General features: G+C 45.0%; 21 protein-coding genes. 10 read left to right on the top strand and 11 right to left on the bottom strand.

Annotated elements, in window-relative coordinates; genetic code table 11:
* Positions 1-628, bottom strand: a 628-nt coding sequence (locus AS194_RS00680; RefSeq protein ID WP_227511545.1) for a hypothetical protein, incomplete at its 3' end; no start/stop codon positions are given.
* A gap of 206 nt (positions 629-834) precedes the next feature.
* Between AS194_RS00680 and AS194_RS00675 the strand changes: the two genes are divergently transcribed.
* Positions 835-1,791, top strand: coding sequence for an alpha/beta fold hydrolase (locus AS194_RS00675; protein WP_058023568.1), 957 nt, complete (start codon positions 835-837; stop codon positions 1,789-1,791).
* Positions 1,792-1,971: 180 nt separating this feature from the next.
* Positions 1,972-2,808 (top strand): alpha/beta fold hydrolase, encoded by an 837-nt coding sequence (locus tag AS194_RS00670; RefSeq protein WP_058023567.1) that lies wholly within the window; start codon positions 1,972-1,974, stop codon positions 2,806-2,808.
* A 96-nt stretch (positions 2,809-2,904) separates the two neighbouring features.
* Here AS194_RS00670 and AS194_RS00665 read toward each other — a convergent pair whose 3' ends face one another.
* The 3 genes from AS194_RS00665 to tyrS are packed head-to-tail and all read right to left on the bottom strand — an operon-like array spanning position 2,905 to position 5,149.
* Positions 2,905-3,138: a DUF1653 domain-containing protein gene (locus AS194_RS00665; RefSeq protein ID WP_058023566.1), complete on the bottom strand. Its 234-nt coding sequence runs from the start codon at positions 3,136-3,138 to the stop codon at positions 2,905-2,907.
* 12 nt (positions 3,139-3,150) lie between these two features.
* Positions 3,151-3,933 (bottom strand): TIR domain-containing protein, encoded by a 783-nt coding sequence (locus AS194_RS00660; protein ID WP_058023565.1) that lies wholly within the window; start codon positions 3,931-3,933, stop codon positions 3,151-3,153.
* Between the two features lies 1 nt (position 3,934).
* Complete coding sequence (gene tyrS, locus AS194_RS00655; protein WP_058023564.1) at positions 3,935-5,149, bottom strand: tyrosine--tRNA ligase; 1,215 nt, start codon at positions 5,147-5,149, stop codon at positions 3,935-3,937.
* 143 nt (positions 5,150-5,292) lie between these two features.
* On the opposite strand from tyrS, the gene AS194_RS00650 reads away from it, so the two are divergent.
* From AS194_RS00650 to AS194_RS00640, 3 genes are all read left to right on the top strand, one after another.
* On the top strand, positions 5,293-6,681 hold the full coding sequence (locus tag AS194_RS00650) for an anhydro-N-acetylmuramic acid kinase (RefSeq protein ID WP_058023563.1): 1,389 nt from the start codon (positions 5,293-5,295) through the stop codon (positions 6,679-6,681).
* 153 nt (positions 6,682-6,834) lie between these two features.
* Positions 6,835-8,169 (top strand): beta-ketoacyl-ACP synthase II, encoded by a 1,335-nt coding sequence (fabF, locus tag AS194_RS00645; protein ID WP_058023578.1) that lies wholly within the window; start codon positions 6,835-6,837, stop codon positions 8,167-8,169.
* A gap of 168 nt (positions 8,170-8,337) precedes the next feature.
* Positions 8,338-9,123: a hypothetical protein gene (locus AS194_RS00640; protein WP_058023562.1), complete on the top strand. Its 786-nt coding sequence runs from the start codon at positions 8,338-8,340 to the stop codon at positions 9,121-9,123.
* A gap of 213 nt (positions 9,124-9,336) precedes the next feature.
* Here AS194_RS00640 and AS194_RS00635 read toward each other — a convergent pair whose 3' ends face one another.
* The 5 genes from AS194_RS00635 to AS194_RS00615 form a co-directional block, all read right to left on the bottom strand.
* Complete coding sequence (locus AS194_RS00635; protein WP_058023561.1) at positions 9,337-11,154, bottom strand: aminopeptidase P family protein; 1,818 nt, start codon at positions 11,152-11,154, stop codon at positions 9,337-9,339.
* A gap of 272 nt (positions 11,155-11,426) precedes the next feature.
* Positions 11,427-12,929, bottom strand: coding sequence for a peptide MFS transporter (locus AS194_RS00630; RefSeq protein ID WP_413771699.1), 1,503 nt, complete (start codon positions 12,927-12,929; stop codon positions 11,427-11,429).
* A 355-nt stretch (positions 12,930-13,284) separates the two neighbouring features.
* Positions 13,285-13,755 carry a hypothetical protein gene (locus AS194_RS00625; protein ID WP_058023559.1) on the bottom strand — a complete coding sequence of 157 codons (471 nt, stop codon included), beginning with the start codon at positions 13,753-13,755 and terminating at the stop codon, positions 13,285-13,287.
* Between the two features lie 136 nt (positions 13,756-13,891).
* On the bottom strand, positions 13,892-15,466 hold the full coding sequence (gene lnt, locus AS194_RS00620; protein ID WP_058023558.1) for an apolipoprotein N-acyltransferase: 1,575 nt from the start codon (positions 15,464-15,466) through the stop codon (positions 13,892-13,894).
* Between the two features lie 275 nt (positions 15,467-15,741).
* A complete protein-coding gene (locus AS194_RS00615; RefSeq protein WP_058023557.1) occupies positions 15,742-16,641 on the bottom strand; it encodes a CBS domain-containing protein in 900 nt (299 codons plus the stop codon).
* A 263-nt stretch (positions 16,642-16,904) separates the two neighbouring features.
* On the opposite strand from AS194_RS00615, the gene AS194_RS00610 reads away from it, so the two are divergent.
* Positions 16,905-18,218, top strand: a complete 1,314-nt coding sequence (locus tag AS194_RS00610; protein WP_058023556.1) for a DUF4105 domain-containing protein — start codon at positions 16,905-16,907, stop codon at positions 18,216-18,218.
* 30 nt (positions 18,219-18,248) lie between these two features.
* Here the strand turns inward: AS194_RS00610 and AS194_RS00605 are convergent, their stop codons facing one another.
* Positions 18,249-19,046 (bottom strand): hypothetical protein, encoded by a 798-nt coding sequence (locus tag AS194_RS00605; RefSeq protein WP_058023555.1) that lies wholly within the window; start codon positions 19,044-19,046, stop codon positions 18,249-18,251.
* 45 nt (positions 19,047-19,091) lie between these two features.
* A complete protein-coding gene (locus AS194_RS00600) occupies positions 19,092-19,685 on the bottom strand; it encodes a YcgN family cysteine cluster protein (RefSeq protein WP_058023554.1) in 594 nt (197 codons plus the stop codon).
* A 160-nt stretch (positions 19,686-19,845) separates the two neighbouring features.
* Between AS194_RS00600 and AS194_RS00595 the strand changes: the two genes are divergently transcribed.
* The 4 genes from AS194_RS00595 (at position 19,846) to AS194_RS00580 (ending at position 25,910) form a co-directional block, all read left to right on the top strand.
* Complete coding sequence (locus AS194_RS00595) at positions 19,846-20,583, top strand: dienelactone hydrolase family protein (RefSeq protein WP_058023553.1); 738 nt, start codon at positions 19,846-19,848, stop codon at positions 20,581-20,583.
* A 181-nt stretch (positions 20,584-20,764) separates the two neighbouring features.
* Entirely contained in the window at positions 20,765-23,875 is a 3,111-nt protein-coding gene (locus AS194_RS00590; protein WP_058023552.1) for a DUF2339 domain-containing protein, read from the top strand.
* Between the two features lie 125 nt (positions 23,876-24,000).
* Entirely contained in the window at positions 24,001-24,957 is a 957-nt protein-coding gene (gene ylqF, locus AS194_RS00585) for a ribosome biogenesis GTPase YlqF (RefSeq protein ID WP_058023551.1), read from the top strand.
* Between the two features lie 23 nt (positions 24,958-24,980).
* The gene (locus AS194_RS00580) at positions 24,981-25,910 is read left to right on the top strand and encodes a GIY-YIG nuclease family protein (RefSeq protein WP_058023550.1); all 930 of its coding nucleotides are present in this window, start codon (positions 24,981-24,983) and stop codon (positions 25,908-25,910) included.
* The last annotated feature ends 82 nt before the right edge of the window (positions 25,911-25,992 follow it).

Genomic DNA, 25,992 nt, shown 5'->3' with positions numbered 1-25,992 from the left:
AATCACTTTCGAAGTTGAGAGTGGGGTCTATATTGCTTTTTTTTATGTCCTCAATTGTTACCTCATTTACCAAGCGTAAGTCCTGAAAGTCCATAATCAATACTTCATTACGCAGGCGCTCGCTAGTGCGTTTATTATGACGTATGGGAAACCCTAATACTTGCTTACCGACGATGGTGATTTGATTAACGATTACCTTTGAATAAGAAACCTGATGAGTTGCCATTTTTTGCGCGTTAATAATGGCCGTGGCAGGATTTACGGTGGTGGTGAGTAGCTTTGTTTGTCGTACCACTTTGGACATCTCTCCTGCAAAAAATAATACCTGACCTAATGGCATATATTGCGCATGGCGGGTCAGCTCTTGACGAAACAAAGCGGGCATTTCTACATTAAAACTGTCTTCTGTTTGTTGATAAAACGCGGTAAAGTTGCGATGCAAATACCGTCCGAATACTGTGGTATTGATCCATTCTTGATAAATATCGTTCGCCAGTAGTCGTTTGGTAAAAGTATTGGCATCTATCGTAACCTCATTATTCAACATCGACAATAAAAGCGCTTGTGGACTGGTAAATGTCTGCTGCTCCCAAACTTGTGGATACAAGCTACTATCCAATGACGACAATATCGATTTGCTCCTACCCTTCTACCCTTCTACCCTTCTACCCTTATCAGTTATCGCTACTGCTTTTACCGTTAGCCAAATTCTATGCTATGGTCAGATGACTGCTTCAATATAACAGTCTTTTATTCGCGGTATGAATACGTTTGTAAAAATACATCTTGACCACTCAACCAAGATGGCTTGATAACCAAAAGTGATGTCATTCTATGAAAAACCTCCTTTTTTCTCTACCCGCATCATATCAATTACGAACAGTCGATATAAAGACAGCTGAAGGTACGGTACTACCCGTGTCTGTCATTGGGAATGGTAAACCCGTCATGATGATGCATGCTTATGGTATGGATGCACGTGAGTTTTTACCTTTTATACTGCCACTAATGGGTAAATATGAGTTTTACTTGCCGCATTTTCGAGGTTTTGGTGCGGCAAAAAATATTGAGTTGACGCAGTTTGATTTCGTGCATCAGTATGCCGATGATATTGATACAGTGATTGAGCACATCTGCCTGAGGCGTCACGTAGAGTCGTTACCTGTGGCCGCGATTTCAATGGGGGCGCTCGTCATGTGGTCTTATTTTGAGCGCTTTGGTACAGCCAGATTCAGTCGCTATCTGAACATTGATCAAAGCCCTGTGATTCACAATCAACCAGATTGGCAAGGCGGATTGTTTGGGGATCGGCAAAAAGAGATGTTTGCCGTGTTTCAAGAAATTGTCGATAGGACACTACCGTATGCGCACGTTGAACACTTTACGCACTTGCCGTTTTCTCTCAAGCGCCGCGTGACCGATGTCGAAAGATTGTTTTCTTTACTCTCTGTCAGCCGTCCACGTTCAAAAGCTGTCGTACAAGCACTTACTCATCAAAACGATCATAAGCTGGCATTTTATAATCACCAAACATGGCAACACAAAATGCGCTGCCTGCAGGCGTATCTCGCCATACCTTATGATTTTCGTGCAGGTATAGAGAACGTCTCCATCCCAGTGGTCAGTCTCATTGGTGGTCAATCAAAACTCTATGATCCCAATTGGCAGCAAGAAATCACACGTATGCTACCCAAGGCTCGTGACGTCATCCTACCGCGCTCAGGACATGCCGTCCCTATGGATGAGCCATGGCAATTTCATAAAATGCTAAAAGAATTTCTACAAGACTGACTAAGATTTTACACAACCCCTTTATAATCACTACTATAACTTTACAGCCTGTCATAGCAATTAGCCTGAGCTGATTCTACACTGAAAAACTGATGGCAATCGCTACTATTACCAATGATAGTCCCTGATAAGCATCGACATAAAAATATACGAATATAATAATATCAAAAGGATCAGATCATGCCCTACGCTACTGTTGCAACTCAAGACGATCAACCGGTCGAACTCTATTACGAAACCCAAGGTACTGGCAAACCTGTCGTACTCATTCATGGGTGGCCACTCAGTGGTCGCGCTTGGGAAGCACAGCTGCCTGCGCTAGTCGAAGCAGGCTATCAAGTCATTACCTATGACAGACGTGGCTTTGGTCAATCGTCCAAACCATGGAACGGCTACGACTACGATACCCTAGCCCAAGATTTGAAAGGCCTTATGGAGGCGCTCGATCTTCAAGACGCGACCATCGTTGGTTTCTCTATGGGTGGCGGCGAAGTGGCGCGCTATCTGGGTAAATATGGCTCAGAACGTGTAAGCAAAGCGGTACTTGCCTCTGCTGTTCCGCCGTATCTGTTTAAGGCAGATGATAACCCTGATGGCGGTCTTGAAGAGTCAGATATCCAAGGATTTTTGGACGGTGTCAGCGATGATCGTATTGCCTTTTTAAACGACTTTACCAAGAATTTCTTTACGCCAAAAGACGGTAAGTCGCTGGTCAGTAAGCCTATGCGCTTATACAACCGCGATATCGCAGCATTTGCTTCTGCTAAAGCAACATTTGATTGCGTGAAATCTTTTAGCTACACGGACTTCCGCGATGATTTAAAAGCGTTTGATGTACCAACGTTAGTCATACATGGTGATGCCGATCAAATCGTTCCGTTTGAAGCAAGCGGTGAACGCTCTCACGATATGATTGCAGATAGTAAACTACATGTCGTTGAAGGTGGTCCACATGGTATCAATGTGACCCATAGCGAAGAGTTCAATAAAACATTGATTGCATTTTTAAACAGTTAATTGACTGTCTAGATAAAACATAGATATGGAACAAAAAAACGACCTTAACGGGTCGTTTTTTATTTGCTAAAATTCATATTCGATCATTATTAAGCACTAATCATTTAAGCACTGAATCAATTCAAATCGCGGAATCTCTTTACCCTCAATGGTGACCGTCTCAGCAAACATCGCAAGCGGGCGTACCCACACGCCATACTCACCGTACAGACAACGATATACCACGAGCGACTCTTCGGTCTCTGAGTGCTGCGCGGTATGCAATACTTGATACAGGCTGCCTTTATAATGGCGGTAAATGCCTTGAGAAACTGCGACTTGGTTTGTCATTATTACTTCCAATTAGTCAATTTTATTCATGTCAACATCATAGCCAGAGCTTTTCATTTCTCTAGCAATGCTATATTTCCAAGACCCACCTGTATCCATAGACTTATAGACCACACCTGATATGTCATTTGGAATTTCAACATCACCTTTCACAAGTGCAACAACGTTTGCTCGACCAATCTTACCAATTAAGAGCCCATGTTCAAAAACAACATTTTGTCTTGCTCGTGGTTTTAGATCTTCTAGCTTAGACTTGATAACTCCACCAATATCACAAGCCGTATAAAGAACAATGGCAAAACCGACATCCGTATGCTTTTCCAACTTTTCTATGATGGTAGCACCAGAATCTACCTGTTCATGGAGAATCTTAGCTTCAAAGCCAAGTTTCTCAACGAACCTTGCTACTTCGTTTTTAGCACCGTCATCATGACCATGAACAATAAAGACTTTCGAACTATCTTTCATAATTAAGGGCTCTTTTTTGGTTGTACTCTCGACCTTATCAAATAACTCTACATCTTCTATTACGTCATCTATAATCCTTAAGGCATACTTATGACCAATAGACCATGCCTCTTTAAACTTAGCAGACTCGTCACTACCGTCGAAAAATACTGCTAAAGGAGTGAAGCTAACTTTATTAAATTTCTGAATATAAGGTGAATTACTGTCTAGAAGTCTACTAATCAGCGTTGTAAATCTAATAGACAATTTATCTTGGTTCTCATGATTTTCATAAGTTAAGTCTTGAAACTCTTGCTTAAAATCTTTAAGGATTTTGATTTTATCCATATCAACTAACCGTCACTTTTGCATACGCTTTCTTGCCAGCTTGAATCACAACTGTTTGACCTGAGGTTAAGCTAAAGCCAGCATTGACCACCTCACCATCGACTTTGACTGCATTGCGCTTGATCATGTCTTTTGCCGCTGCACTATTTTTAGTCAAACCTGCTTGGTTTAATATCTGTGTGATAAACAAGCCCTCTTGACCCTCTTCAAGCGTCAATGTCACTTCTGGCAAATCCACTGGCAACTCACCATCTGCTAGGACATTGCCCGCTGATTTATGCGCGTTGGCAGCGGCATCCGCATCGTGGAAACGCTCAATTAGCTCTTCGGCTAGGATACGTTTGATTTCTTGTGGATTACGACCAGCTTCCATTTCCGCCATCAAGTCTTCGATCTCTTCCATTGGCTTAAAGCTCAAAAACTCAAAATAGCGTTGGATTAAGGTATCTGGCATCGATAGAATTTTTTGGTACATGGTGCCTGGTGCATCATAGATAGCAACATAGTTTCCTAGTGATTTGGACATTTTATTGACACCGTCTAGCCCTTCTAAGATCGGCACCGTGATACACACTTGTGGTTCTTGACCATAGCGTCCTTGTAACGTACGACCCATCAATAAGTTAAAGGTCTGATCTGTACCACCTAGCTCAACATCCGCTTTTAGGGCGATAGAATCATAGCCTTGTACCAATGGGTAGAGGAACTCATGAATTGAGATAGGTGTTTGCGATGCATAGCGCTTTGAGAAGTCATCGCGCTCAAGCATACGCGAGACCGTCTGCTGGCTCGCAAGCTGAATCATATCAGCGGCGCTCATGTCATTGAACCACTCAGAGTTGAAGACCACGCGGGTTTTTTCTTTGTCCAAGATTTTGAATACTTGCTCAGCGTAGGTCGTAGCATTGGCTTTGATTTGCTCATCAGTCAATGGCGGACGCGTGCTATTTTTACCAGAAGGGTCACCAATCTTGGCGGTATAGTCACCGATTAGAAAATAAATCTCATGACCCAAATCTTGAAAATGCTTGAGTTTATTGATCAGTACCGTATGACCTAAATGCAAATCAGGCGCGGTAGGATCAAAGCCTGCCTTGATACGTAGTGGACGATTCTGTTTTAGCTTAGCCACTAAGTCGTCTTCAGATAATATCTCTTGCGTACCGCGCTGAATTAGGGCCAGTTGTTCTTCTAGGGTGTAGGTTTGATCGGTCATGATGCTCTCTATATATCGCTTGAATTGGGATTTTTAGGAATATTGGTTACTGGCGCAACCCCTTATGACGTTTAGAAGCTCAAAGGGTTAGAAAAAATGCTAGAATTTGACGGATATACTAGCGTTTTTTAAGGTAAATTGCCATGACCAACCCCGCATCCATTGCTGACACTGAACACAATGCTATCGCCGACTTACTTTTGAATAATGGTTTGGGTAATAGCTCAGACGATATTGGCGACTCAAGCTATGATGCCAACTACGCCACCCTGACCGATGCCCTTGAGCAAACGGTGTTTGAAAGCTTCGATGATGGTTTATATATCGGCATGATGTCAGGCACCAGTTTGGACGGGATGGATGCGGTTATTTGTCAGTTCAGTAACGACATGGCTGATAAAGAGACTACCAACAAAGAAAGCATCAGTGATGAAGGCAGCAGTCAACCGCCAATGCAGCTGCTGGCGACGTATAGTCAAGATTTTCCACCACGATTGCGTGAGGTCCTATTGGCATTATGTCAGCCCAATGGTGTGAATCAACTCGTACCAGAGGCCGATGAGCCAACTAGCGAGCTTGACTGGTTTGGTTGGGCAAGTCGCGAATATGCGGAATTTGCCAGCGAAGTAGTCAATACATTATTACAGCAAGCAGATATCGATGCTGAATCAGTACTGGCGATTGGCTGTCATGGGCAAACGGTACGCCATCGTCCGCAGATGGGTTTTAGCTTGCAATTGGTCGATGCCAATATCATCGCTGAGCGCACTGGTATTAGCGTTGTCAGTGATTTTCGCCGCCGTGACATGGCAGTTGGTGGTCAAGGTGCGCCTTTAGTGCCTGCTTTTCATCAAGCACTGTTTGGCTCATCTGATGACATACGCGTGATATTAAATTTGGGCGGTATTGCTAATATAACCGTCTTGCCTGCTGATGGAAAAGATCAGGTTGTTGGCTACGATACGGGACCTGCAAACTTACTATTGGATGCGTGGACAGCGTTGCATACAGATAACTCTTATGACGCAGGTGGCGCTTGGGCGCAGTCTGGGAAAATTATCGAGCCGCTACTCGATCAGCTGTTGGCACATCCGTTCTTTACTCAGCCTCATCCAAAAAGCACTGGCCGCGAAGATTTCAACTTAGCTTGGCTACAAGATGAGCTACAAACATTCGATCAGGCTTCTGTCTATACCCGCTACTCATCTGCAGATGTACAAGCCACTTTGACTGAGCTAACTGCCATCAGTGCAAGCGCGCAGATCAATAATTTTATAACTACTGATAAAAATAGCTCGGTGTATGTCTGCGGTGGCGGTGCATTAAATGACTATTTGATGACGCGTCTGCAAGCCCATCTACCCTACTCTACAGTGATGACCACAGATCATTTAGGGCTGGCACCAACATGGGTAGAGTCAGTCGCTTTTGCATGGTTAGCCCGACAAACATTGATGGGTGAAACTGGTAATTTACCTGCTGTAACTGGTGCCAATAAAGGCGTGGTATTGGGGCAAGTTTGCTTTGCCTGACCAGTTAGATTTTAGTTTACATACGTGCACCAATGTGTTTTATAATAACTTTAAAAACGCCATCCTCTTAGGACCCGTAAGTATAGGACATATCGCATGAGCCAACACAGCACTTCACCTATCGACCAAGCCACCAATGATGACACAAATAATATGACCGCAGCTCCTGTATACAAATCGCGTCAAAAACCGCCTCATTACGAGCGCTCTGATGATACGCGTGTGGTGGTGACTGGTATGGGTGCCATTACGCCGCTTGGTCTAGACGTGGATAGCTCATGGACCAAATTGCTCAATGGCGACAGCGGTATCTCACCGATCAACCATTTTGATGCGACTGGCTACCGCGCGCAAATCGCAGGTGTGATCAAAGATTTCGATGCCAAGCAGTACATGAGCGCCAAAGATGCGCGCCGCTATGATGATTTTATACATTACGGGATTGCAGCGTCTTCTATGGCATTGAAGAATGCAGGGTTTATCGATGAAGTCAGTGCTGCTGATGCACCTGTACAAGGGGTTGACCAAGATCGCTTTGGTATTATATTGGGTTCAGGTATTGGTGGTATCCAAACCATCGAAAACAGTCGCGATACCCTACGTGAAAAAGGCGCAGCCAAAGTATCACCTTTCATTATCCCAGGATCTATTGTCAATATGGCAGCAGGGTTGGTCGCGATTAAACACAACTTAAAAGGTCCAAATCTTGCGACATCAACGGCCTGTACTACCGCAACTCACGCTATCGGCCTTGCTGCGCGTTTGATCGCCTACGGTGATGCCGATGTGATGTTGGCTGGCGGTAGTGAAAAAGGCTCAAGCCCACTTGGTATAGCGGGTTTTAGTGCCATGCATGCCCTCTCCACGCGTAACGATGAGCCAACCAAAGCATCACGTCCGTTTGATAAAGGCCGTGACGGTTTTGTACTTGGTGATGGTGCTGGCATGGTCGTCTTAGAAAGTCTTGCTCACGCCAAAGCGCGCGGTGCCACCATACTGGCAGAGCTGGTTGGGTTTGGCATGAGCGATGACGCGAGCCATATTACCGCACCACCAGAAGACGGTAGCGGCGCTGCAAAAGCCATGCGCAACGCACTCAATGATGCTGGTATTGAACCCTCAAGCGTCGGTTATGTGAATGCGCACGGCACCAGTACCCCTGCAGGTGATGTCGCCGAATCAATGGCTATCGAAACCGTGTTTTCACCAGTGAAAGACAGTATTTTGGTGAGCTCTACCAAATCTATGACAGGACACCTGCTTGGTGCAGCGGGCGGCGTGGAAGCTATATTTACCGTGCTTGCCCTACAGCATCAGCACGTACCACCGACGATTAACCTAGAAGAGGTAGAAGACAACTGCAATCTCGATTACGTGGCCAACCAATCACGTAAAGTCGATAACCTGCAATATGCTGTATCCAACAGCTTCGGCTTTGGCGGTACCAATGGATCCTTGATATTTGCACGCTGGCCTGTCAATCAATAACTCGTAGCCAAAAGCCTATCATGCGATACGATACCGCTTTATCGTATGCTCACTTTGTCGTTTCGCTACTTTGCCACGTTGTAACGTTGGTGTCAGTTTGGCTACGTTTGTCCACTTGCAGCCCCTTATCGTACTTGCGTATGATAAGGGGTAATTTTTGGAACATTTATGGAAGATACCATGTCAAGCTACTCATTTTCCCATCAGTTTTATCAGCGCTGGACGTGTGCACCTGAGACCGTACGCGCAGCCATTACCCAAGAGCTAAAAGACATCACGACCCTACTACAACCAGAGACTGTATTTGAGAGCTTTGAGTTCAATACACATGATTTGGATGCGTATGTGGATGAGCTGTATAACAACTATAATGCCGAGCAAGCCATTGCCAAAGCGATCATAGAAAAACAAGAACAAGAACGCGCGGCGGCTGAAAAGCAGCAGTTGGAAGAAGCCCAGAAGAAAGAGGCCGAAGAGACGGCGCGCAAAGCAGAAGCAGCTCAAAAAGAACAAGAAAAAAATGAGGAGCTGGCTGCAAATAAAACCCATAATAAAAAAGACAATCTAACCGAACAAGAGACTGTAGACGATGCGGTGGATTACCTAAAAACTGAGAAAGTCAGCACGGGCGCAGCAAGTGGTGAGAATAACAACAGCACTGACAGTCAGACGATTAGCAAACAGGCTGCTACCCTGAGTGATAAACCCATCAAAAATATACCAGACAACGCCAATACCACGATCAACTTGGTACTAGAAGACAGTGAGCTGGATGCGACGGATCAGACACTGATTCGTGAGCTTGAAAACCAAATCGACGACTACTTGAGTGAGCAAATGATGCTCATGTCTGAAAACCTAAAATCTTGGCTACGTGCCGAGATGACACAGCATTTCAGAGAGAAAAATACGTCAGCTACCACTGAAAACGCGGCTAAGAAAAATATTCACTAATGGCAACAATTTCTATTTTCTAAAAAGCCTTGCAGCACAAACATTAAAAAGCCCCGTAAATAATTTGCGGGGCTTTTTAATGTTTGCTTGACAGTTATTGATCTGACTTTATAGCATTTTCAAAAATCTAAGTAGCAACGCCAATGAGCGAAAGACAACGTTTAGTAAACGAAGCGATATTGTCACCGCTCATTATGTTTTTTTAGAGTAGTATTAGATCGCTTTGGTACGTTCAGTCAGCCACTCAAGGGCAGCGCCTTCCACTCGATCATTCAGCTCAGCATACACTTGGCTATGGTAGTCATTGAGCCAATCAATCTCGGTTTGATCCAATAATGATGGCTCAATCAGACGCGTGTCGATTGGGCAGTAAGTGATGGTTTCAAAGTGTAAGAATTGACCAAACTCTGTCTCAGTAGGGCTAGGAACTGGTGTATTCACAACCAAGTTTTCAATACGGATACCCCATTTGCCCTCGCGATACAAACCTGGCTCATTACTTGAAATCATACCGACTTTCATCGCACGCTCTTTTGGTGTGCTGGCGCTATAAGCAATGACTTGCGGGCCTTCATGCACGTTTAAGAAATAACCAACACCGTGACCAGTACCATGCCCATAGTCCATCTGAGCTTGCCACAATGGGGCGCGGCAAATCGCATCAATCAATGGAGAGGCGATACCATCAGGGAAATGGGCACGAGCGAGCGCAATATGGGCTTTGAGTACGGTCGTAAAGTCACGTTTGTGCTCAGCGGTAACTTGGCCAATACCGACCACGCGAGTGATATCTGTCGTACCGTTTTGGTACTGAGCACCTGAGTCAATGAGTAGTAAACCACCTTCACCCTCAGCCACATCAAGATAACTGAATTTCTCTGGCGTTGCGCGGTAATGCGGTAATGCCCCATTTTCATTGAAACCCGCGATGGTTGGGAAGCTTGGCGATACATAATGCGGCTGACGGCTACGCACCTCTATCAGCATACTATCCACATCCAGCTCACTTAGGCGCTCGCCTGCTGCTAGACGCTGCTCAAACTCAGAAAAGAATTCAGCTAAAGCCGCGCCGTCTTGACGCATTGCCTCACGCACATGATCGATATCTGAGTCAGACTTGACAGATTTGAGCAGTGTACTCGGTGCCATCTGCTCAACAAAGCCAACATCATCTGCCATTTTGGACAAGGTACCGACTGCGACTTTACTTGGGTCTAACAGTAATAAATCTTCTGGTGTCAATACACTCAATGCATCTTGTACAGCAGAGTAATCAGCCAATGTGATACCGCTATCTTTTAGACTTTGTGCAATATCTTCGCTCACTTTATCGGTATCAACAAATAACGTTGCGCTGTCTGTATCAATCAGCATATGTGCTAAGAACACTGGGTTATAATCAACATCAGCACCGCGCAAGTTCGTCAACCAAGCGATATCGTCTAAGCTTGAAAGTAAATGATGGGTCGCACCTACTTTTGCCATGCCTGCGCGTACTGCCGCAAGTTTTGAAGTCGCAGACTGCGCAAGAAACTGCTCATCATGTGCATACAACTTAGCATTTGGCAGTGCTGGACGATCTGTCCAAACGCTCGTCAATACATCACGTTCAGTGATCAAGGTAATATCATTGGCATCAAATGCATTCAATAGTCGATCTTGCTCAGCGATAGAGAGCACATTACCATCAACGGCGACGCTATCGCCCTCTTGCAAATGATCGGCCAGCCAGTCGATATGATTTGGTTGACCAGGTGCCAGCTTCTCCAAAGTGATACCCGTACCCTCTAGCTGCTCAGCGGCATGTACCCAATAACGGCTATCCGTCCATAGACCAGCAAAATCAGCAGTCACGACAAGCGTCCCTACTGAACCCGTAAATCCTGATAGCCACTGACGGGTTTGCCAATACTCTGGCAAATACTCAGACAGATGTGGATCGGCAGAGGGTATGATGATCGCAGTGAGGTCTTGAGCCACTAGCGTTTTGCGTAGCGTATCGATACGCGCTTGGATGATTTGTTTGTTCATTGAATGTGTCCTTATTTATTTTAGATAAATTATTTAGAAATCGAGAGGTGAGTAGCAACTATGAATAGTCGTCTTATTAGATGCTGCTTGATAGTATTGCAGTAGAACATAACTAGATGTTTGGGCAGAATGTAGGCTTTCAATAGCCTAAAAAATATCTCACTGATTGAAATAATAAAACGTGCTGCCAGTTATGGTAACACGTCTTATCATGAGTTATGGACTGATTCTAAGGGCATGATAGAGGATTTGCATACACCAGTTATCTGTCTTTATTGGCTTACCTCGTCAGCATGCTCGCTTTTTTGCAGCATATTATTGATAGGCTTAGCCAATACCAACAGTATCACGGCAGAGACTACCAAGAAAATCGTCATAGTGGTAAATAAAGTCGGCAAACCTTCGATTTTGTCCGCTGAGACATGACCACCAAAAAATGCCGCAACCAAGTTACCCATCGCGATAGAAGCAAAGAAAAGCCCCATCATCTGACCTTGCATGCCTTTTGGTGCAAGCTTGGTCATTGATGACAGACCTACCGGGCTAAGCGCAAGCTCACCAAGGGTCAATAACAGCAGACTCCCCACCAACCATAAAGGTGATGCTAAGCCAGCACCAGGCGCTAAGATGCTTTTTGAAGCAAAAATCATCAAGGCAAAACCAGCGGCGGCAAGTAACATACCAAGTGCAAATTTCGCCATACTGCTCGGCTCAAGGCCTCTGTTTCCTAGCTTGACCCAAATGATACTAACGATCGGTGCCAATATTAAGATAAATAATGGGTTCAGCGACTGAAACCAAATGCTTGGTATTTCAAACCCCATAACATTTAGATCCGTATAACGATCGGCAAATAGGTTAAAAGAGGTTGGCTGCTGCTCAAAACTTGACCAAAATAGCGTCGAGCCAATGATTAAAATAAAGCAGATCAGCAAGCGCAGTTTGTCCGTCTTATCCAATCGCGGTGAAATAAACATAATGGCAAAGTAAAGGATGACGACGGCAGCAATGATATAGGTCATATACTCCGCCACCATCTCAGGATTGAATGACACCATACCCGTAGAGATTAACAGCACCGCAGCGACCAACAATGCAATAAAACCACCCACCCAACGGCCAATGTTTTTGTATTGATCATTGGATTGCTCCCATTCAGCATCGACACCTTTGGCCTGCGCATAACGCGTCAAGTTCTTGCGGGCGATAAAGCGGTAGGTAAGCAAGGATACGAGCATCCCTAAACCACCAACGCCAAAACCGACATGCCACATGCCTTTTTCTTTGAATACGCCAACGATGAGCGCCGCCAAGAGTGCGCCAATATTGATACCCATATAAAATAAGGTAAAACCGCCATCACGGCGAGCGTCGCCTTTAGGATACAAAGCCCCTACCATTACCGAGATACAGGTTTTGAACAATCCTGAGCCCAAGACAATACAGATCAAACCGACAAAAAATAGCGTCATACCAAACATGGCAGAAAGCGCAATACATAAGTGACCAAGGGCAATCACAATACTGCCCCACCACAGGGCACGCTCTTGTCCCAGCCAGTTATCTGCTAGCCAACCGCCCGGTACGGCTGCCAAATATAAGGAACCGGCAAAAATACCATAGATAGCAGATGCCGTGACTTCATCGAACCCAAAACCACCACTGCTCACGGTTGCCACCATAAATAGCACGAGTAGCGGACGGATACTGTAGTAAGAGAAACGCTCCCACATCTCAGTAAAAAATAACGAGCGTAATGGCGCGGGATGACCCATAAAGCCATTGTCTAGTGCTTGCAGCTCAGCGGCACTAGCTTCTGATTTTGATTGTGTACTCACAACTTTATTCCTTTAAAGGTTATTTTGGTAATGACCAAATGCCTGATTGTGACGACAGGCGGTCATATAAGCGGAACATTGTTTCACTTGGTTATAATCAAGTAAAGAAAAAGTTGGCTAAAAATTACACAAATACCCACAAAAAAGCTCGCTCTCAATCGCTGAGAACGAGCTTTTTTGTGGTCTTCAATGCAGTCCTATCGTATTGATATTACTGCTAGTAGAGACTTTGATAGCCACTCATTTAAGAGTCGTTTTTTGCTATATAAACAATCGATCGTAATGTCAAAAATTACTGTGCTGCTGTCTCATCAGCGGCGGTGCCAGCATCCCCAGCATCCCCAGCATCCCCAGAGTCTAAGTCACCATCCGCTTGCTCAGCAGTTAAATCAGCATCGGCAACTGCCGCTTGGCTTACTGTACCAGAAGCGGTCGCTGTACCTGCTTCTGCAGTGACGACTGCACTATCTGCATCTGTCGCTGGGGTGACGGTTGCATCTGCAGCCGTATCAGGTGCTGCTGCATCTACTGGTGCTGTTTCAGCATTTGCTTCAGCTGGGGCAGCAGCGTCTTCGGTAGCAATGGCTTCTGCTTCATCAGCCGCTTCTGATGCTTCCGTTGGCGTCGCCGTGATGTGCTCGCCTGCTGGACGCAAAAACGCAGAAACACCAATAAGTAAGACAATGCCTAAGAATAAGGCAATGCCGCCTAAAGCATATAACAGCTCTTTTTTTGGATTGTTATTGACGATACCTTCTGACATACCTTATCCACCTTGCACAAAATATTTGAAATATTGACCTATTATATCGCAATTTATACTGATTTGTGAAAACCCTTAAGTATTTAAAGGGTTTATTATCATCAATTTTACTATTCGCTTTTAGCGTTGATGACAGTTATTTACCCAAACGTACTAACTTCTTAGGACGCTTACCCAAGTAACTCAGTATCAGCAGTAGCGCCATAATAAACAAAATAGGATATTGGCCAAAACGCATAAACGGCGTATTACCAACGCGCGCCTGTATATTACCGCGTAGTACGGTGCGCTCAAACTGCGGAGCACGCGCTACGATGCGACCTTTATGGTCGATGATAGCTGTCACCCCCGTGTTGGTCGCACGCATAAACCAGCGACCGTTCTCTAATGCGCGCATTTGTACCATTTGCAGATGTTGTAGCGGGCCTGCCGACGTACCGAACCACGCATCGTTTGAGATGGTCAATAAAAAGTCTGTGCCAATCGCGTTTTTGCGCGTGGTATCTGGATACGCAACTTCATAGCAAATAGCCGCACCCAAGTTATGACCTCGTACACGCAGTGGTGACTGATGATCACTACCGCGGCTATAGCTCATGATATCTTGGCTACCTGCCAGATTTGGCAGGATATCAAGCACACCTTCAAACGGAATATATTCACCAAAGGGTACCAGACGCTGTTTTTTATACAAGCCATCTGCCTGAGCCCCTAGCGCCACCACACTATTATAGAATGGGGCATATTTATCTTTACTGGCATCAAACGCGGCTTCGTCCTTATAAGGGATGCCCGTCACCCATGTCGTGTCCGTCTCTTTGGCCATTTTGACCATTTCATTGATAAAACCAACCGCTTCTGTCTGAAACATCGGAATCGATGACTCAGGCCACAGCACAATGTCACGCCCCCACTCATCGCGAGTCAAGGTTGCGTAGATCTTTAGGGTTTCTATTTGATACTCAGTAAGCCATTTTAGATCTTGCGGGATATTGCCTTGAATCAAAGACACTGATAGATCAGGCGTGCCTTTTGGTTTGGTCCACTGCGGATTGATCAACCATAGCGAGCAGCTAACAACCAGCAAAGCTATCGACGGAATCATATAGCCTGCGCGGCGACGCAACAGCTCAACGATACTGGCAGCCAGTAGCACCGCCACAAAAGAAATCGCGAAAACACCCGCAACAGGCGCCAAGGACGACAACCAATATTGCTCCGTAAACGCATAACCGACGAATAGCCAAGGGAAGCCTGTGAATAGCCACGTTTTCATCCACTCTTGGAGTACCCAAAGCGCAGCAAAAGATAATGGCTGTTTGCCAACCACTCGATTAAAAATCAGCGCCAAAAAGCCATGGAACAACCCCATGCCAAGCCCCATCAGCGCAATCATAATCAGCGCAAGCCATACGGGCGTCGAACCATAGACATGGATAGATGTGTACAGCCAAAACGCACCCACACACCAAAGCCCCGTACCATATGCCTGCCCAATTAAAAAGGCGCGGCGACCTGTCATATCCGGCATCAACAACGCATATAAAATAGCGGGCGATACCAACGCAACTGGCCAAATACCATAAGGTGCGAGCGCAAGTGTGAAAGCGCCTCCTGCCAGCAAAGCAATCAGCACCGTCAGTCCCAGATGTAAGCCTTTTGGCTGTTCAGGGTTCAGGCGTTTTTGTAAATCAACAGTAGACAGACGCATAGCAGTTATCCAAAACCATATTTTCAAAATTTTACAGCTCAGCACTGAGACAAAACCCAAGCAAAAACTGACTGCATAATGCTTTATGCAGGACCATAAATAAAATCCACCCATGATACCAGTCAAAACCCATCAGTGGGTAAATTTGCGTAGCGAAAGTCTCATACCAAAATACAAAAGGCAGAAAGCAAAAAACACGATGGTTCATCGTGTTTTTTATTGGGTATGCTAAGAGTGTTTTATCACTAATTATTGATTATGGGAATACAAACAAATTAATGGCTGCCTATCAGTATCTGCTGATCCCCATTGGTTTTGGTCAGCTCTAGATTTTGGATAAAGCGCCCCTCAACATCAGTGATGGTGATTTGCCAATCATCTATCACCACGCTCTCACCCTCTAAATCACCAACGAAACCGAGCGCTTGCATGACCAGACCACCCATCGTGTCGACATCGGTATCATCAAAACGACTGCCAAGCTCATCATTACAGTCTTCAATCACCGTGGATGCTTGGACACGCCATGTGTTTGGCTTTTCGGGATCAGGGACGATATTATTAATATCGCTGTCTTCATCAAAGTCATCATGCTCATCAACGATGTCACCAACGATTTCCTCTAACAAATCTTCCATAGTCACGACGCCACCAAAGTTACCAAACTCATCGACGACGATCGCCATATGAACTTGGGTACGCTGCAATGAGCGCAGCAAGGTGTCAGAACGTGCCGTTTCGCTAATGTATAGCGGTTGACGCACCAAGTCTTTGAGGCGTTTGCTATCGATTTTGTCTTCTTGGTTGCGTACCATGTGCACCAGAATAGGAATCAAATCTTTTGCCAATAGGATGCCAATAACGGCATCATCATCTTGACTATCAAAAACAGGATAGCGCGAGTGCGTCGTATCAAGAATGATGTCCATCACTTCGTCAAGGCTAGTGCTTTCGTGCAGACCAATCACTTGTGGCCTTGGCGTCATGATTTCGCGCACTTGTGTCGCCGGAAGATCGAGCACGCCTTCTAACATATCGACCGTATCGGGCTCTAAAAACTGGCGCGAGTCTTGTACCAGACGAATCAATTCATCACGGGTTTCGGGGGCGGTCGATAGCCAGCGTTTTAAGCCGCGCATCGACCAACTACTCGGGCTGGGAGTGTCGTCAGACATGGTGGTGTGATTTAACCTCTTTAGTTAATGGCAATTAGAATAACCGTTCATAAAATAAGTAGAGCCTAGATGGGGACAAAAGCGCCAAATAAAACAGCGAGCTTATCATTATCTGTGTAGCAAACAACAGACATACCAGCACAATTTAGCTTCACTTTATCGCAAGCCTCACCGACATTCAACGACAAATTCACTCAAATTGTATTGTCAGTGTGTTATAAACTTTGCTATGGTCAAAGCCATTATTTATCAAAACAAACTTTATGTCGCTACGCTCCGTTTTTTCCCGCTTACTCTCGTCGCGTTCATGCAGCCAGCTTACAGATAGCCATTCTGTCAGTCGCGATTTAGACAACAGATCAGCAGATAACAAACCACCAAAACCGACATGGCGACATCGTCTTGTTATTTTTTTGATTGCTATCACAATATTGCTATCAGCAATATGGTTGCTATTAGCGATTTGGTATCAGTACGGGATAAGCTCTTTACTCACTTGGCTTGCAACACTCATTATCGTGGGTATATTAGCTGCGCTGCTAAGTATGCGTTATTGGCATACAGTCACGAAGATACTGCTCAGTAACTCATCGGCTGATAAAGCGTCCATTGGCAAAAAATCAATTCATAAAAACACAGCGACTAGATACCTCATTGGCTTATATGGAGCAACTTGGCTCATAGGTCTAGGCTGGTTTTTTTCTATTGAACCCAAGCAAGATCGCGACTGGATGGCTGAGGTCGACCAGCAAGTGGCTTATGAGCGCGATGCAACCAACCCTGATTTGATTACCTTAACCAATGTCCGTAATTTTGATTGGCGCACAGACGAGGACGCCACAGAGCATTGGGAGACGCGCACGATTGATTTATCTAAACTCTCTGGCGTTGATGTAACCAACTCTTATTGGATGGGGCCACTGATTGCTCATACTTTGGTCAGTTTTCGCTTTGAAGACGATCGCCCGCTTGCCTTCTCATTTGAGATTCGTAAAGAAAATGGCGAGTCGTTTTCGGCACTGGCGGGATTTTTTAGACGGTATGAGCTGAGCCTGATTGCCGCCGAAGAGCGCGATATTATCTATACGCGCAGCAACGCGCGCGGTGAGCAAGTCTATCTGTTTCCTATCAGCAATTTGCAGCAACATGAGGTGAGATCGTTGTTTGAATCTTACCTAACGGCAATGGATGAGCTCAATACCAAACCCGCTTGGTACAACACATTGACGAGTAACTGTACTAATATTATCTTTTATATGGCGCGTATCGTCAGTGGTGATCGCCTGCCGTGGGATTATCGAATTTGGGTCTCTGGTTGGCTACCAAACTATCTATATGATGTCGGCATGCTGGATGCTGCGCCTGAAAAGCAAAACCAGCCTTGGTCAATGGATACGTGGTATGAGCGCACCCATATCAATCCAAAATCTATGGGCTTTAACAACCTGCACTCTATTGCCAATAGCCGTGAGTTCTCTCGACAAATTCGTCAAGACATTCCGATACCACCACTGGCCGACTCTCAATCTAGTGCTGAAGCACAGGCCAAATCAGCGGCTCAGAGCTCTCATGAATAGTATTGATAACATATTAAATAGCCCTGACCATTAAACCGTGGTTATGCGATTTTTGGTAAACTCAACGATCACACGATAGTCAACAAGCTCAGTCAACTCAGTCTCTATGCGTTGACGCTCGGTTTCATTAGACGTTGGTCGGTAAATCGTCACATTAATAGTATTGGTCATGGGGCTAAAGCCAATACTTTGAGCGTCAGGATAACGCTTTAATATCTCAGGCCACGCTTTTTCTTGCAATGCAACAATCTGCTGATGCGTTTTATCACTAGTGGCTTGGATATAAATAGGAAAAGAGTAGTTTTCAAATTCCTTTTGTTTAAAGTGATACACGTATTTTGGTGGGACGGCTTTAACTTTAGTTAGTGTCGTCACTTTAATAGAAAACTCATCAGGGTCATTATTATCATAATAAACGGCGGCAACATTTGCGCCTAAATGCTCTGTGATTGAGTTAATCAGCGGCGAGCTAATTCCTTGCAATAATAATCGACGCTGTGCCTCTTCAATAGAAACATTAAAATCTTGTGCATAAAACCAAGGCGCACCATTCCTTTCTTCCTCGGATAAAATATTCAGATAATAGTCAGCCAATGGCTCGTCTTCATATTTTTTATCTGCGGCTGCCTCTATCTTTTGCCAATCCACCACAACTGGCGCGTCTAATGTAGGCGCACTCACAGATGTTAATACACCTTTTACAGGTATAGCTTGCGCCGTTTGAGAAGTAGGAGAATTGGTCTCAGACAAATGAGCAATATTTGAGCAGCCGATTGACAAAAAAGCAGCACTGAATATCAAACTTGTTGTACGGCAAATTTTATTCATATTCCAATCCTTAGATCATAACCCTTTATATCAGCAAATAATAAACTATGGATTCACCCAATTAACCACGCGCGTTTCCATTTCTTCATCAGACATACCAATCTCCGACACACAGCGGCCAGCGACACCCACATTGGCTGCACGCATCTCGTGTTGTGTGACCACAGCATCCTGAGTCAATAACAGATGCCAGCTTGGTAAATTCTGTCCTTTATACAACCGCTTGTAGGCGCAATGCGATGGCAGCCACATCATATTAGGCAAGTTGTCCATGGTCAGCTGAATACAATCTGGTACATGCTCTTGGCGCGTCGCATAGTGCTGACAGTATCCTGTCGCGCAGTCCATCAGCTGACACGTCACATCGGTATATTCAACCAACGTTTCATCGTCGTCATCATCGATATATTTGATTAAGCAGCAGCTGCCGCAGCCATCACACAACGCTTCCCATTCGCTATGGTTTAGCTCGTTTAAGGCAAATCGCGACCAAAACTGCGGACGCAGTGGCTCAGGCCTAGAATCAGTGTCAGCATTATCAGGAAATAAACTTACCGACTGCGCAAGCTTACCATCTGGATTGACGCCTGAATGCAAGTCTGATTGTTCATCATTTTTGTTTAATAAATTTATAGTCATAGGGCCGCAGTAGCATTTTGATAAAGAGCGTTACACTATTATAGCTGTTTTTGCTAGATATGGGCGTTAAGGTAGTACGAGTTAGAAAACGAACCATCACAATGACAAATAATCAAAACGACGAATAATTAAAACTCATAACATAAAAAAGGACAATCATATGTCAGTTAAGACTTTCGAGTTAATCAGTACCACCGAAAATGGTGTTGAACTTATCAGCTATGTGGCACTACCAGACAACGCTTCTGATGATAACCCAGTATCAGGTATCTTGGTCGCACCAGAATGGTGGGGCGTGGTCGATCATCCAAAATCAGTAGTAGAGCGTTTGGCAGAAGCAGGCTACGCAGCGGTCGCAATGGACGTCTATGGCGAAGGCAAACTCACCACCGATGCGGCGCAAGCCAATATGTGGATGGAGCAAGTACTGGCTGATCAAGACATGCTAATGGCACGTTGCCGCTTGATTTTGAATGACTTTAGCGATCAGTTATCAGTTGACGGTGACAATCTAGGCGCAATCGGTTACTGCTTCGGCGGCAAAGTCGTCCTAGACATGGCTCGCGAAGGCATGCCGCTAAAAGCGGTTGCTACCTTCCATGGTAACCCAACGCCAAAACAACCAGCAGACAAAAACTTCACTGCAAAAGTACTGGTCGCGCATGGCCGTGATGACTCAATGGTATCAATGGATGCCATCGAAGGCCTAAAATCAGAGCTAGACGCGGCTGACGTGGACTACACAATCGATGTCTATGACAATGCTAAGCATGGCTTTACCAATCCACATGCTGATGAGCGCGCGGCAAACAATGATGTGGATCTTGGCTATAACGAAGCAGCTGCTAAGCAAAGTTGGGAAAATATGCTTGAGTTTATGAAAGCCAATTTGGCATAGATTGGCATAAAAAAGATCTGATATAAAACTCATAAAGAAGGGCAGCTTAACCATTAAGCTGCCTTTTTATTTTCAGTCTTATTTTATTGATGAGCTTTTGGGTAAGTAATCAGAGCGGTCTTGTGCTTCTTAGCAAATCACGTCATTATCACATTACTATCAATTGGATTGAGCGACGAAGATGTTATATCTATTGGTAACCCAGTTGGGTTGGCTGGCCTTTACAATTTTATTGATCGTGGTAGTCGCGCTATACACCAAGATAAAGCGACAAATTGCGCATCTGCGCCGCGATATCATAAAACTACAAGCGGATCTTGAGCAGCAAAAAAATCGCAGTATAAACGCTTCATCTACCCATTTGGCTGATGAGCGTGTTTATACGCGCGCGAGCGCTAGTGAAGGCAATACTACTAAAAATGATGCTGCTAAGCATGCAATTTTTGTTTCACAACAGCGGTCTATAGATAATCTTTCAACCTTGTCATTTACATCATTGCCACCACCACTGCCTGTTGCTACTCCAACTCCGACCAAAAATAAAATAGCAAATGCGCCGATTGAGCCTGATGAACGCTCACTACCTATTGTGACGTCGCTCATTCATTCAATCAAAAACTGGTTTTTCGGTGGCAATCTCGTCGTTCGGGTCGGCGTATTGGTGCTGCTAGTAGGCGTGGTGCTACTGCTGCGATTGCTTAGCGAATATATCGAAATTTCAATTACCACAAAGCTCGTAGCAATTGGCATCGCGGGGCTTGCGTTGGCAGCACTTGGATTAAAGCTCACGGCAAAACGCTTTTCGTATGGGATTACGCTACAGGGCGCAGGCTTAGCGATTACATATTTGAGTACCTTTTTTGCTTATAGTGTTTATGAAATCATTCCGAGTATTCCAAGCTTTATTGGGCTTGGATTATTGTCTGCTGTGACCATTGCCCTTGCTGTACGCCAAAACGCTTTTCCGCTCGCGTTGTTAGCGTTGTCTGGTGGATTTTTTGCGCCGATTTTGACCAGTGAAGATACTGGTAGCTTAGTCGCCTTATTCAGCTACTACCTATTATTGAATGTCACGATTGCTGTGATTGCTCATTATCGTCCATGGAAGATACTGAATCTATTTGGCGTAATTGTCACGTTCGGATTGGCCTACTATTGGGGCAGCACGCAGAATCTTGATCCAATTATTGAGACGCAGCTTTGGCCATTGGTTTTGCTTATTACATTGCATTGGTTGCTTTACTTGTTTGTGGTCATTCGTTACGCGCAGCAAGTTATTGCCTACAACGCACTTAGCGAAAAAGCCCTTAGCCATATCGATAGTACAAATAATATCAAGCGTTTTAATAAATCTACCGTAGGCAACAATGCCTATTTATTTCCCATCGATACTGGCTTACTGTTTTCAGTACCGCTTCTGTCTTTCGGCTTACTTTCTGCTTTACTTGATAAGATTCCTAATGCCTTGACCATCACTAGCGCGATTTTGGCGACTGTCTACCTTGGGCTGGGCTGGTTGTTTATCCAGCGCAGTGAGCGCTATGCCTTAATCACTGAAGGCATGCTGGCTTTAGGATTTGGGTTTTTGGCGCTGATGATTCCGCTGGCGCTAGATGCGGAATGGATTGCCTTTGGTTGGTCAGTACAGGGACTTGCTCTGGTTTGGTTTGGCAGGCGTTCATTGCGGTCGTGGTCAGTATTATTTGGTCTACTATTGCAACTCATCAGCATTGGCATGCTAATGACAACAGCGATATTCTCTAGCAAAGACTATCCCGTTTTAGCCTTTAGTATTTCAGCAATTGCTTATCTGGCGACCGTTTTTATCTTACGCGCTAGCAACTCCCCTGCGATGTTAGTGAATAAGCTAGATAACAGTAATAGTCAGAATCATGACGCTATAACGCCTTCTACCATAAAGGCACAAAAGCGTGACAACCCATCAGATACGATGACCAATTATGCTCATGCACTGGGTATCAAGGATCAAGCGGCACAGCAATGGCTGGACGCTATCAGTCATCAAAGCCATACGTTCAAACTCGTCTGGCATAGCCCTAGATTAATAAACTTTCTAACATTGACGGCGATAGCGTGGATGCTACAAGTGTTGATACTTGATTTGCATCATTGGTTTGATAGTTGGCAATCAGATACGACAGTCATTGCGCTGTCAGCACTCATCAGCCTGGCCGCCTATTGGGTCATCAATCGCTATCGTCCGTGGGCAGAGGTTAGACAGCTGAGTCGTGGATTATTGTTATTGTTTTATTTCATGCTAATACTGCAACTGCCACAAAAATTCGAGCGAAATCTAACATGGGTAACAACGGAATGGCTGGTATTCATAGGTTTGATAATCGGCTGGTTGGTCATGGGGCAGCTATGGCTAAAAACATGGTCTGATACTAAAAACACGGCGCGTTATACTGAGGTAAGCTGGCTCGGTACAGGGCTGTTACTGATTGCTGCGGCTGTGCATTATGGACTACCAGACTCTGATGGCGTGATGGCTATCTTGTTTTCAGCGGTACTCATATTGTCTGGATTATGGCTCAATCATCGTTATATGAGACAAAATGAAGAAAACACCTCGACTAATAAAACTTCAGAACAAGGCCTGCTGTATTGGTTTAACTGGCAACAGGCATTATTAGGTTGCGCTGCCATTTTTGCTCCCATTGCTTTACTGTGGGTTGTTCTTACCAATTGGTCTTATGACGGTGTGATTTGGGGACTGCCCTATTTTCCGTTAGTGAACCTATACGACATTACCTCTTGGCTGACGCTATCGGTTGGTTTTAGTCTGTATTACATCAATCAATGCCGTCACAATGAAACCGTTATCGAGTCGGGTACAACTGCCAAATCTAAGCGCATATTTACCGCTGAGAATTTGCTAATCATATTGGGACTGATCAGCTTTTGGTTAATCTCCAGCATGTTGGTCAGAACGCTACACGCCTTTATCGGTACACCACTTTGGGACGGTGCTCAGGGCGGTGCATGGAGTAGCGAGCAAGTACAAACAGGACTGACAATTTTATGGACGCTCTTAGCCTTGGTCGCCACTATCCTTGCCAGCCGCTATTGGCAGCGCGCGCTTTGGTTTATGGGTATTGGTCTACTAGGCATTGTCGTACTCAAGCTGGTCTTAGTCGATCTGTCACAGACCGAGGCGATTTGGCGAGTCATATCTTTCCTTGGCGCAGGTAGTTTGATTCTGCTCATTGGTTATTTGGCACCCTTACCACCAGCGCACGAGGAAACAGAAAACCAAACTAAAGAATAGCGATAGATTTGGTCGAGTGAAATTGTCCCGTGAGCAAGGTGGTTCTGTAGTAAACTGGACACCATTAGAAAGTAAACGTTGATTGTTTTACTTTTAGCATTTTTTATAAAAGGTTATGAAAGCAGATGGATAAGAGAGCAAGTATTCAGTGGTTCCCTGGGCATATGAACAAAGCCCGTAACGAAATCAAAGAAATCATGCCGCAGATGGATGTGGTCATCGAGGTTATCGATGCGCGTATTCCCTATAGTAGTGAAAACCCAATGGTTGCTGCACTGCGCGGTGAAAAGCCTGTTATCAAAATCCTGAACAAAGCTGACCTTGCCGATCCTGAATTGACCCAAATCTGGATGGATCATCTTGAGCAGCAAAGCCAAGTCAAAGCCATTGCGTGCGATACTGAAAAAGCCAATGACGTAAAACGCATCATCGCCATCTGTAAGCATCTCGTACCCAATAAAGTCGGGACTGGTCGTCAAATCAAAGCGATGATTATGGGTATTCCAAATGTGGGTAAATCAACGCTGATCAATACGCTAGCAGGTCGCGCCGTGGCAAAAACAGGCGATGAGCCAGCCGTGACCAAGTCGCAGCAGCTCATTAAACTAGACGATGACATCATGCTCTATGACACACCCGGTATGCTATGGCCAAAAGTTGAAAACGAAAACTCTGGCTATCGTCTGGCAGCGACGGGCGGTATCCGTGATACCGCTTTTGATTTCGCTGATGTCGCCAGCTATACCGCTGAGTATTTGATGCACGCCTATCCTGAACTGCTAAAAACTCGCTACAAAATTGAAGATCTGCCAAAGACCGATTGGGAGTTTTTTGAAGTGGCGGGTCGTAATCGCGGCTGTGTGCGTTCGGGCAATCAAGTTGACACCTACCGCATGTCTGAGATTCTCATCAATGAGCTGCGTAGCGCGAAGATCGGGCGTATCACGCTTGAAACACCCGCTATGATAGAAGCAGAAGAAATCGTCGTCGCAGAACAGCGACTCGCTGCTGAAGAGAAGAAGAAAGCAAAAGAGGAAGAAAAACGCTTACGTCGTTTGAAAACACGGAAGAATCGTAAGTAGATTTACCAATAATATAAGTTACTATGAATCCATTAATACCCTCAGCAAAAACCATTCAAATCTACCTACCCACGGGTAACCCTCGTGGGTTGCGTGTTGCTGAAATGACCACGCGTACTGTGCGTCTGATTGAAGTGCCGCGTATTCATATTGCAGATTTTTTAAGTATGCCCGACGCCAAGCAAGTAGGCTTATACTTTCTAATTGGTGATACCGATAGCACGGACAAACCACTGCTCTATATTGGGCAAACAGGCGATTTAACCCAGCGCCTGAAAAGCCATCATAATGGTAAAGATTTTTGGACAAGGGTGTTTGTCATGCTCTCTACCAACAACACCATTACCCAGACGCATGCGCTGTATATGGAACATAAAGCCATTCAAATTGCCACAGATGTCGGGCGTTACGATTTGCAAAACGGCAATAATGGCAGCAAGCCGCATACGCCAGCACCGCTGCAAGCAGACTGCGAAGAGCTGTTTCACACATTAGATATTTTACTGTCTACCCTCGGGCAGCCAGTTTTTGAAGCAATCGGTATTGAGACTCCTAATACTAAAGCCTACCAGACACTGATACCAGATACCTGCCAGTCTCCCCAAGACACACCAGCAGTCGTACCTGACAAGCAACCAATGCTGTTTTATTGCAAAGCCAAAGACTGTGATGCTCAAGGCTACTACGATAATGACGGTTTTGTTTTGTTAAAAGGCTCGCTCATCCGTAAAATTCATACACCATCATTTAGTAAATGGGGCATCAATAAAAAACGTGAAATGTTAGCAAACAAAATATTAATCGAGCACGATGACAACACTTACAAAGTGGTCAAAAACCACTTGCTGACAACACCTAGTGGTGCAGGACAAATTGCAACAGGACGTAATGCAAATGGGTGGCTAGTCTGGAAAAACAAAGCTGGCCAGACGCTTAGCGATATTTACCGCTAGTAAATCAACCAGATAATCATCATATAGGATAAACGCTTTGCTTAAGTGTAATCAAAGCGCCCTTTACTTATTGCCAATTTTA

Source organism: Psychrobacter piscatorii (genome assembly GCF_001444505.1).
In the GTDB taxonomy this organism is placed as follows: domain Bacteria; phylum Pseudomonadota; class Gammaproteobacteria; order Pseudomonadales; family Moraxellaceae; genus Psychrobacter; species Psychrobacter piscatorii_B.
Note: the sequence above shows the minus strand (reverse complement) of the source record. Positions and strands in the feature narration are given on the sequence as shown.

Bases quoted from the DNA above. Each gene is read 5' to 3' on its own strand.
- AS194_RS00595 (WP_058023553.1), top strand. From the start codon at position 19,846: ATGTCAGTTAAGACTTTCGAGTTAATCAGTACCACCGAAAATGGTGTT.
- AS194_RS00625 (WP_058023559.1), bottom strand. From the start codon at position 13,755: ATGTCAGAAGGTATCGTCAATAACAATCCAAAAAAAGAGCTGTTATAT.
- AS194_RS00635 (WP_058023561.1), bottom strand. From the start codon at position 11,154: ATGAACAAACAAATCATCCAAGCGCGTATCGATACGCTACGCAAAACG.
- tyrS (WP_058023564.1), bottom strand. From the start codon at position 5,149: ATGACCGATCAAACCTACACCCTAGAAGAACAACTGGCCCTAATTCAG.
- AS194_RS00610 (WP_058023556.1), top strand. From the start codon at position 16,905: ATGTCGCTACGCTCCGTTTTTTCCCGCTTACTCTCGTCGCGTTCATGC.
- AS194_RS00675 (WP_058023568.1), top strand. From the start codon at position 835: ATGAAAAACCTCCTTTTTTCTCTACCCGCATCATATCAATTACGAACA.
- AS194_RS00630 (WP_413771699.1), bottom strand. From the start codon at position 12,929: ATGGGTCATCCCGCGCCATTACGCTCGTTATTTTTTACTGAGATGTGG.
- AS194_RS00605 (WP_058023555.1), bottom strand. From the start codon at position 19,046: ATGAATAAAATTTGCCGTACAACAAGTTTGATATTCAGTGCTGCTTTT.
- AS194_RS00660 (WP_058023565.1), bottom strand. From the start codon at position 3,933: ATGGATAAAATCAAAATCCTTAAAGATTTTAAGCAAGAGTTTCAAGAC.
- ylqF (WP_058023551.1), top strand. From the start codon at position 24,001: ATGGATAAGAGAGCAAGTATTCAGTGGTTCCCTGGGCATATGAACAAA.
- AS194_RS00650 (WP_058023563.1), top strand. From the start codon at position 5,293: ATGACCAACCCCGCATCCATTGCTGACACTGAACACAATGCTATCGCC.
- AS194_RS00640 (WP_058023562.1), top strand. From the start codon at position 8,338: ATGGAAGATACCATGTCAAGCTACTCATTTTCCCATCAGTTTTATCAG.
- AS194_RS00670 (WP_058023567.1), top strand. From the start codon at position 1,972: ATGCCCTACGCTACTGTTGCAACTCAAGACGATCAACCGGTCGAACTC.
- lnt (WP_058023558.1), bottom strand. From the start codon at position 15,466: ATGCGTCTGTCTACTGTTGATTTACAAAAACGCCTGAACCCTGAACAG.
- AS194_RS00665 (WP_058023566.1), bottom strand. From the start codon at position 3,138: ATGACAAACCAAGTCGCAGTTTCTCAAGGCATTTACCGCCATTATAAA.
- AS194_RS00600 (WP_058023554.1), bottom strand. From the start codon at position 19,685: ATGACTATAAATTTATTAAACAAAAATGATGAACAATCAGACTTGCAT.
- AS194_RS00615 (WP_058023557.1), bottom strand. From the start codon at position 16,641: ATGTCTGACGACACTCCCAGCCCGAGTAGTTGGTCGATGCGCGGCTTA.
- AS194_RS00590 (WP_058023552.1), top strand. From the start codon at position 20,765: ATGTTATATCTATTGGTAACCCAGTTGGGTTGGCTGGCCTTTACAATT.
- AS194_RS00580 (WP_058023550.1), top strand. From the start codon at position 24,981: ATGAATCCATTAATACCCTCAGCAAAAACCATTCAAATCTACCTACCC.
- fabF (WP_058023578.1), top strand. From the start codon at position 6,835: ATGACCGCAGCTCCTGTATACAAATCGCGTCAAAAACCGCCTCATTAC.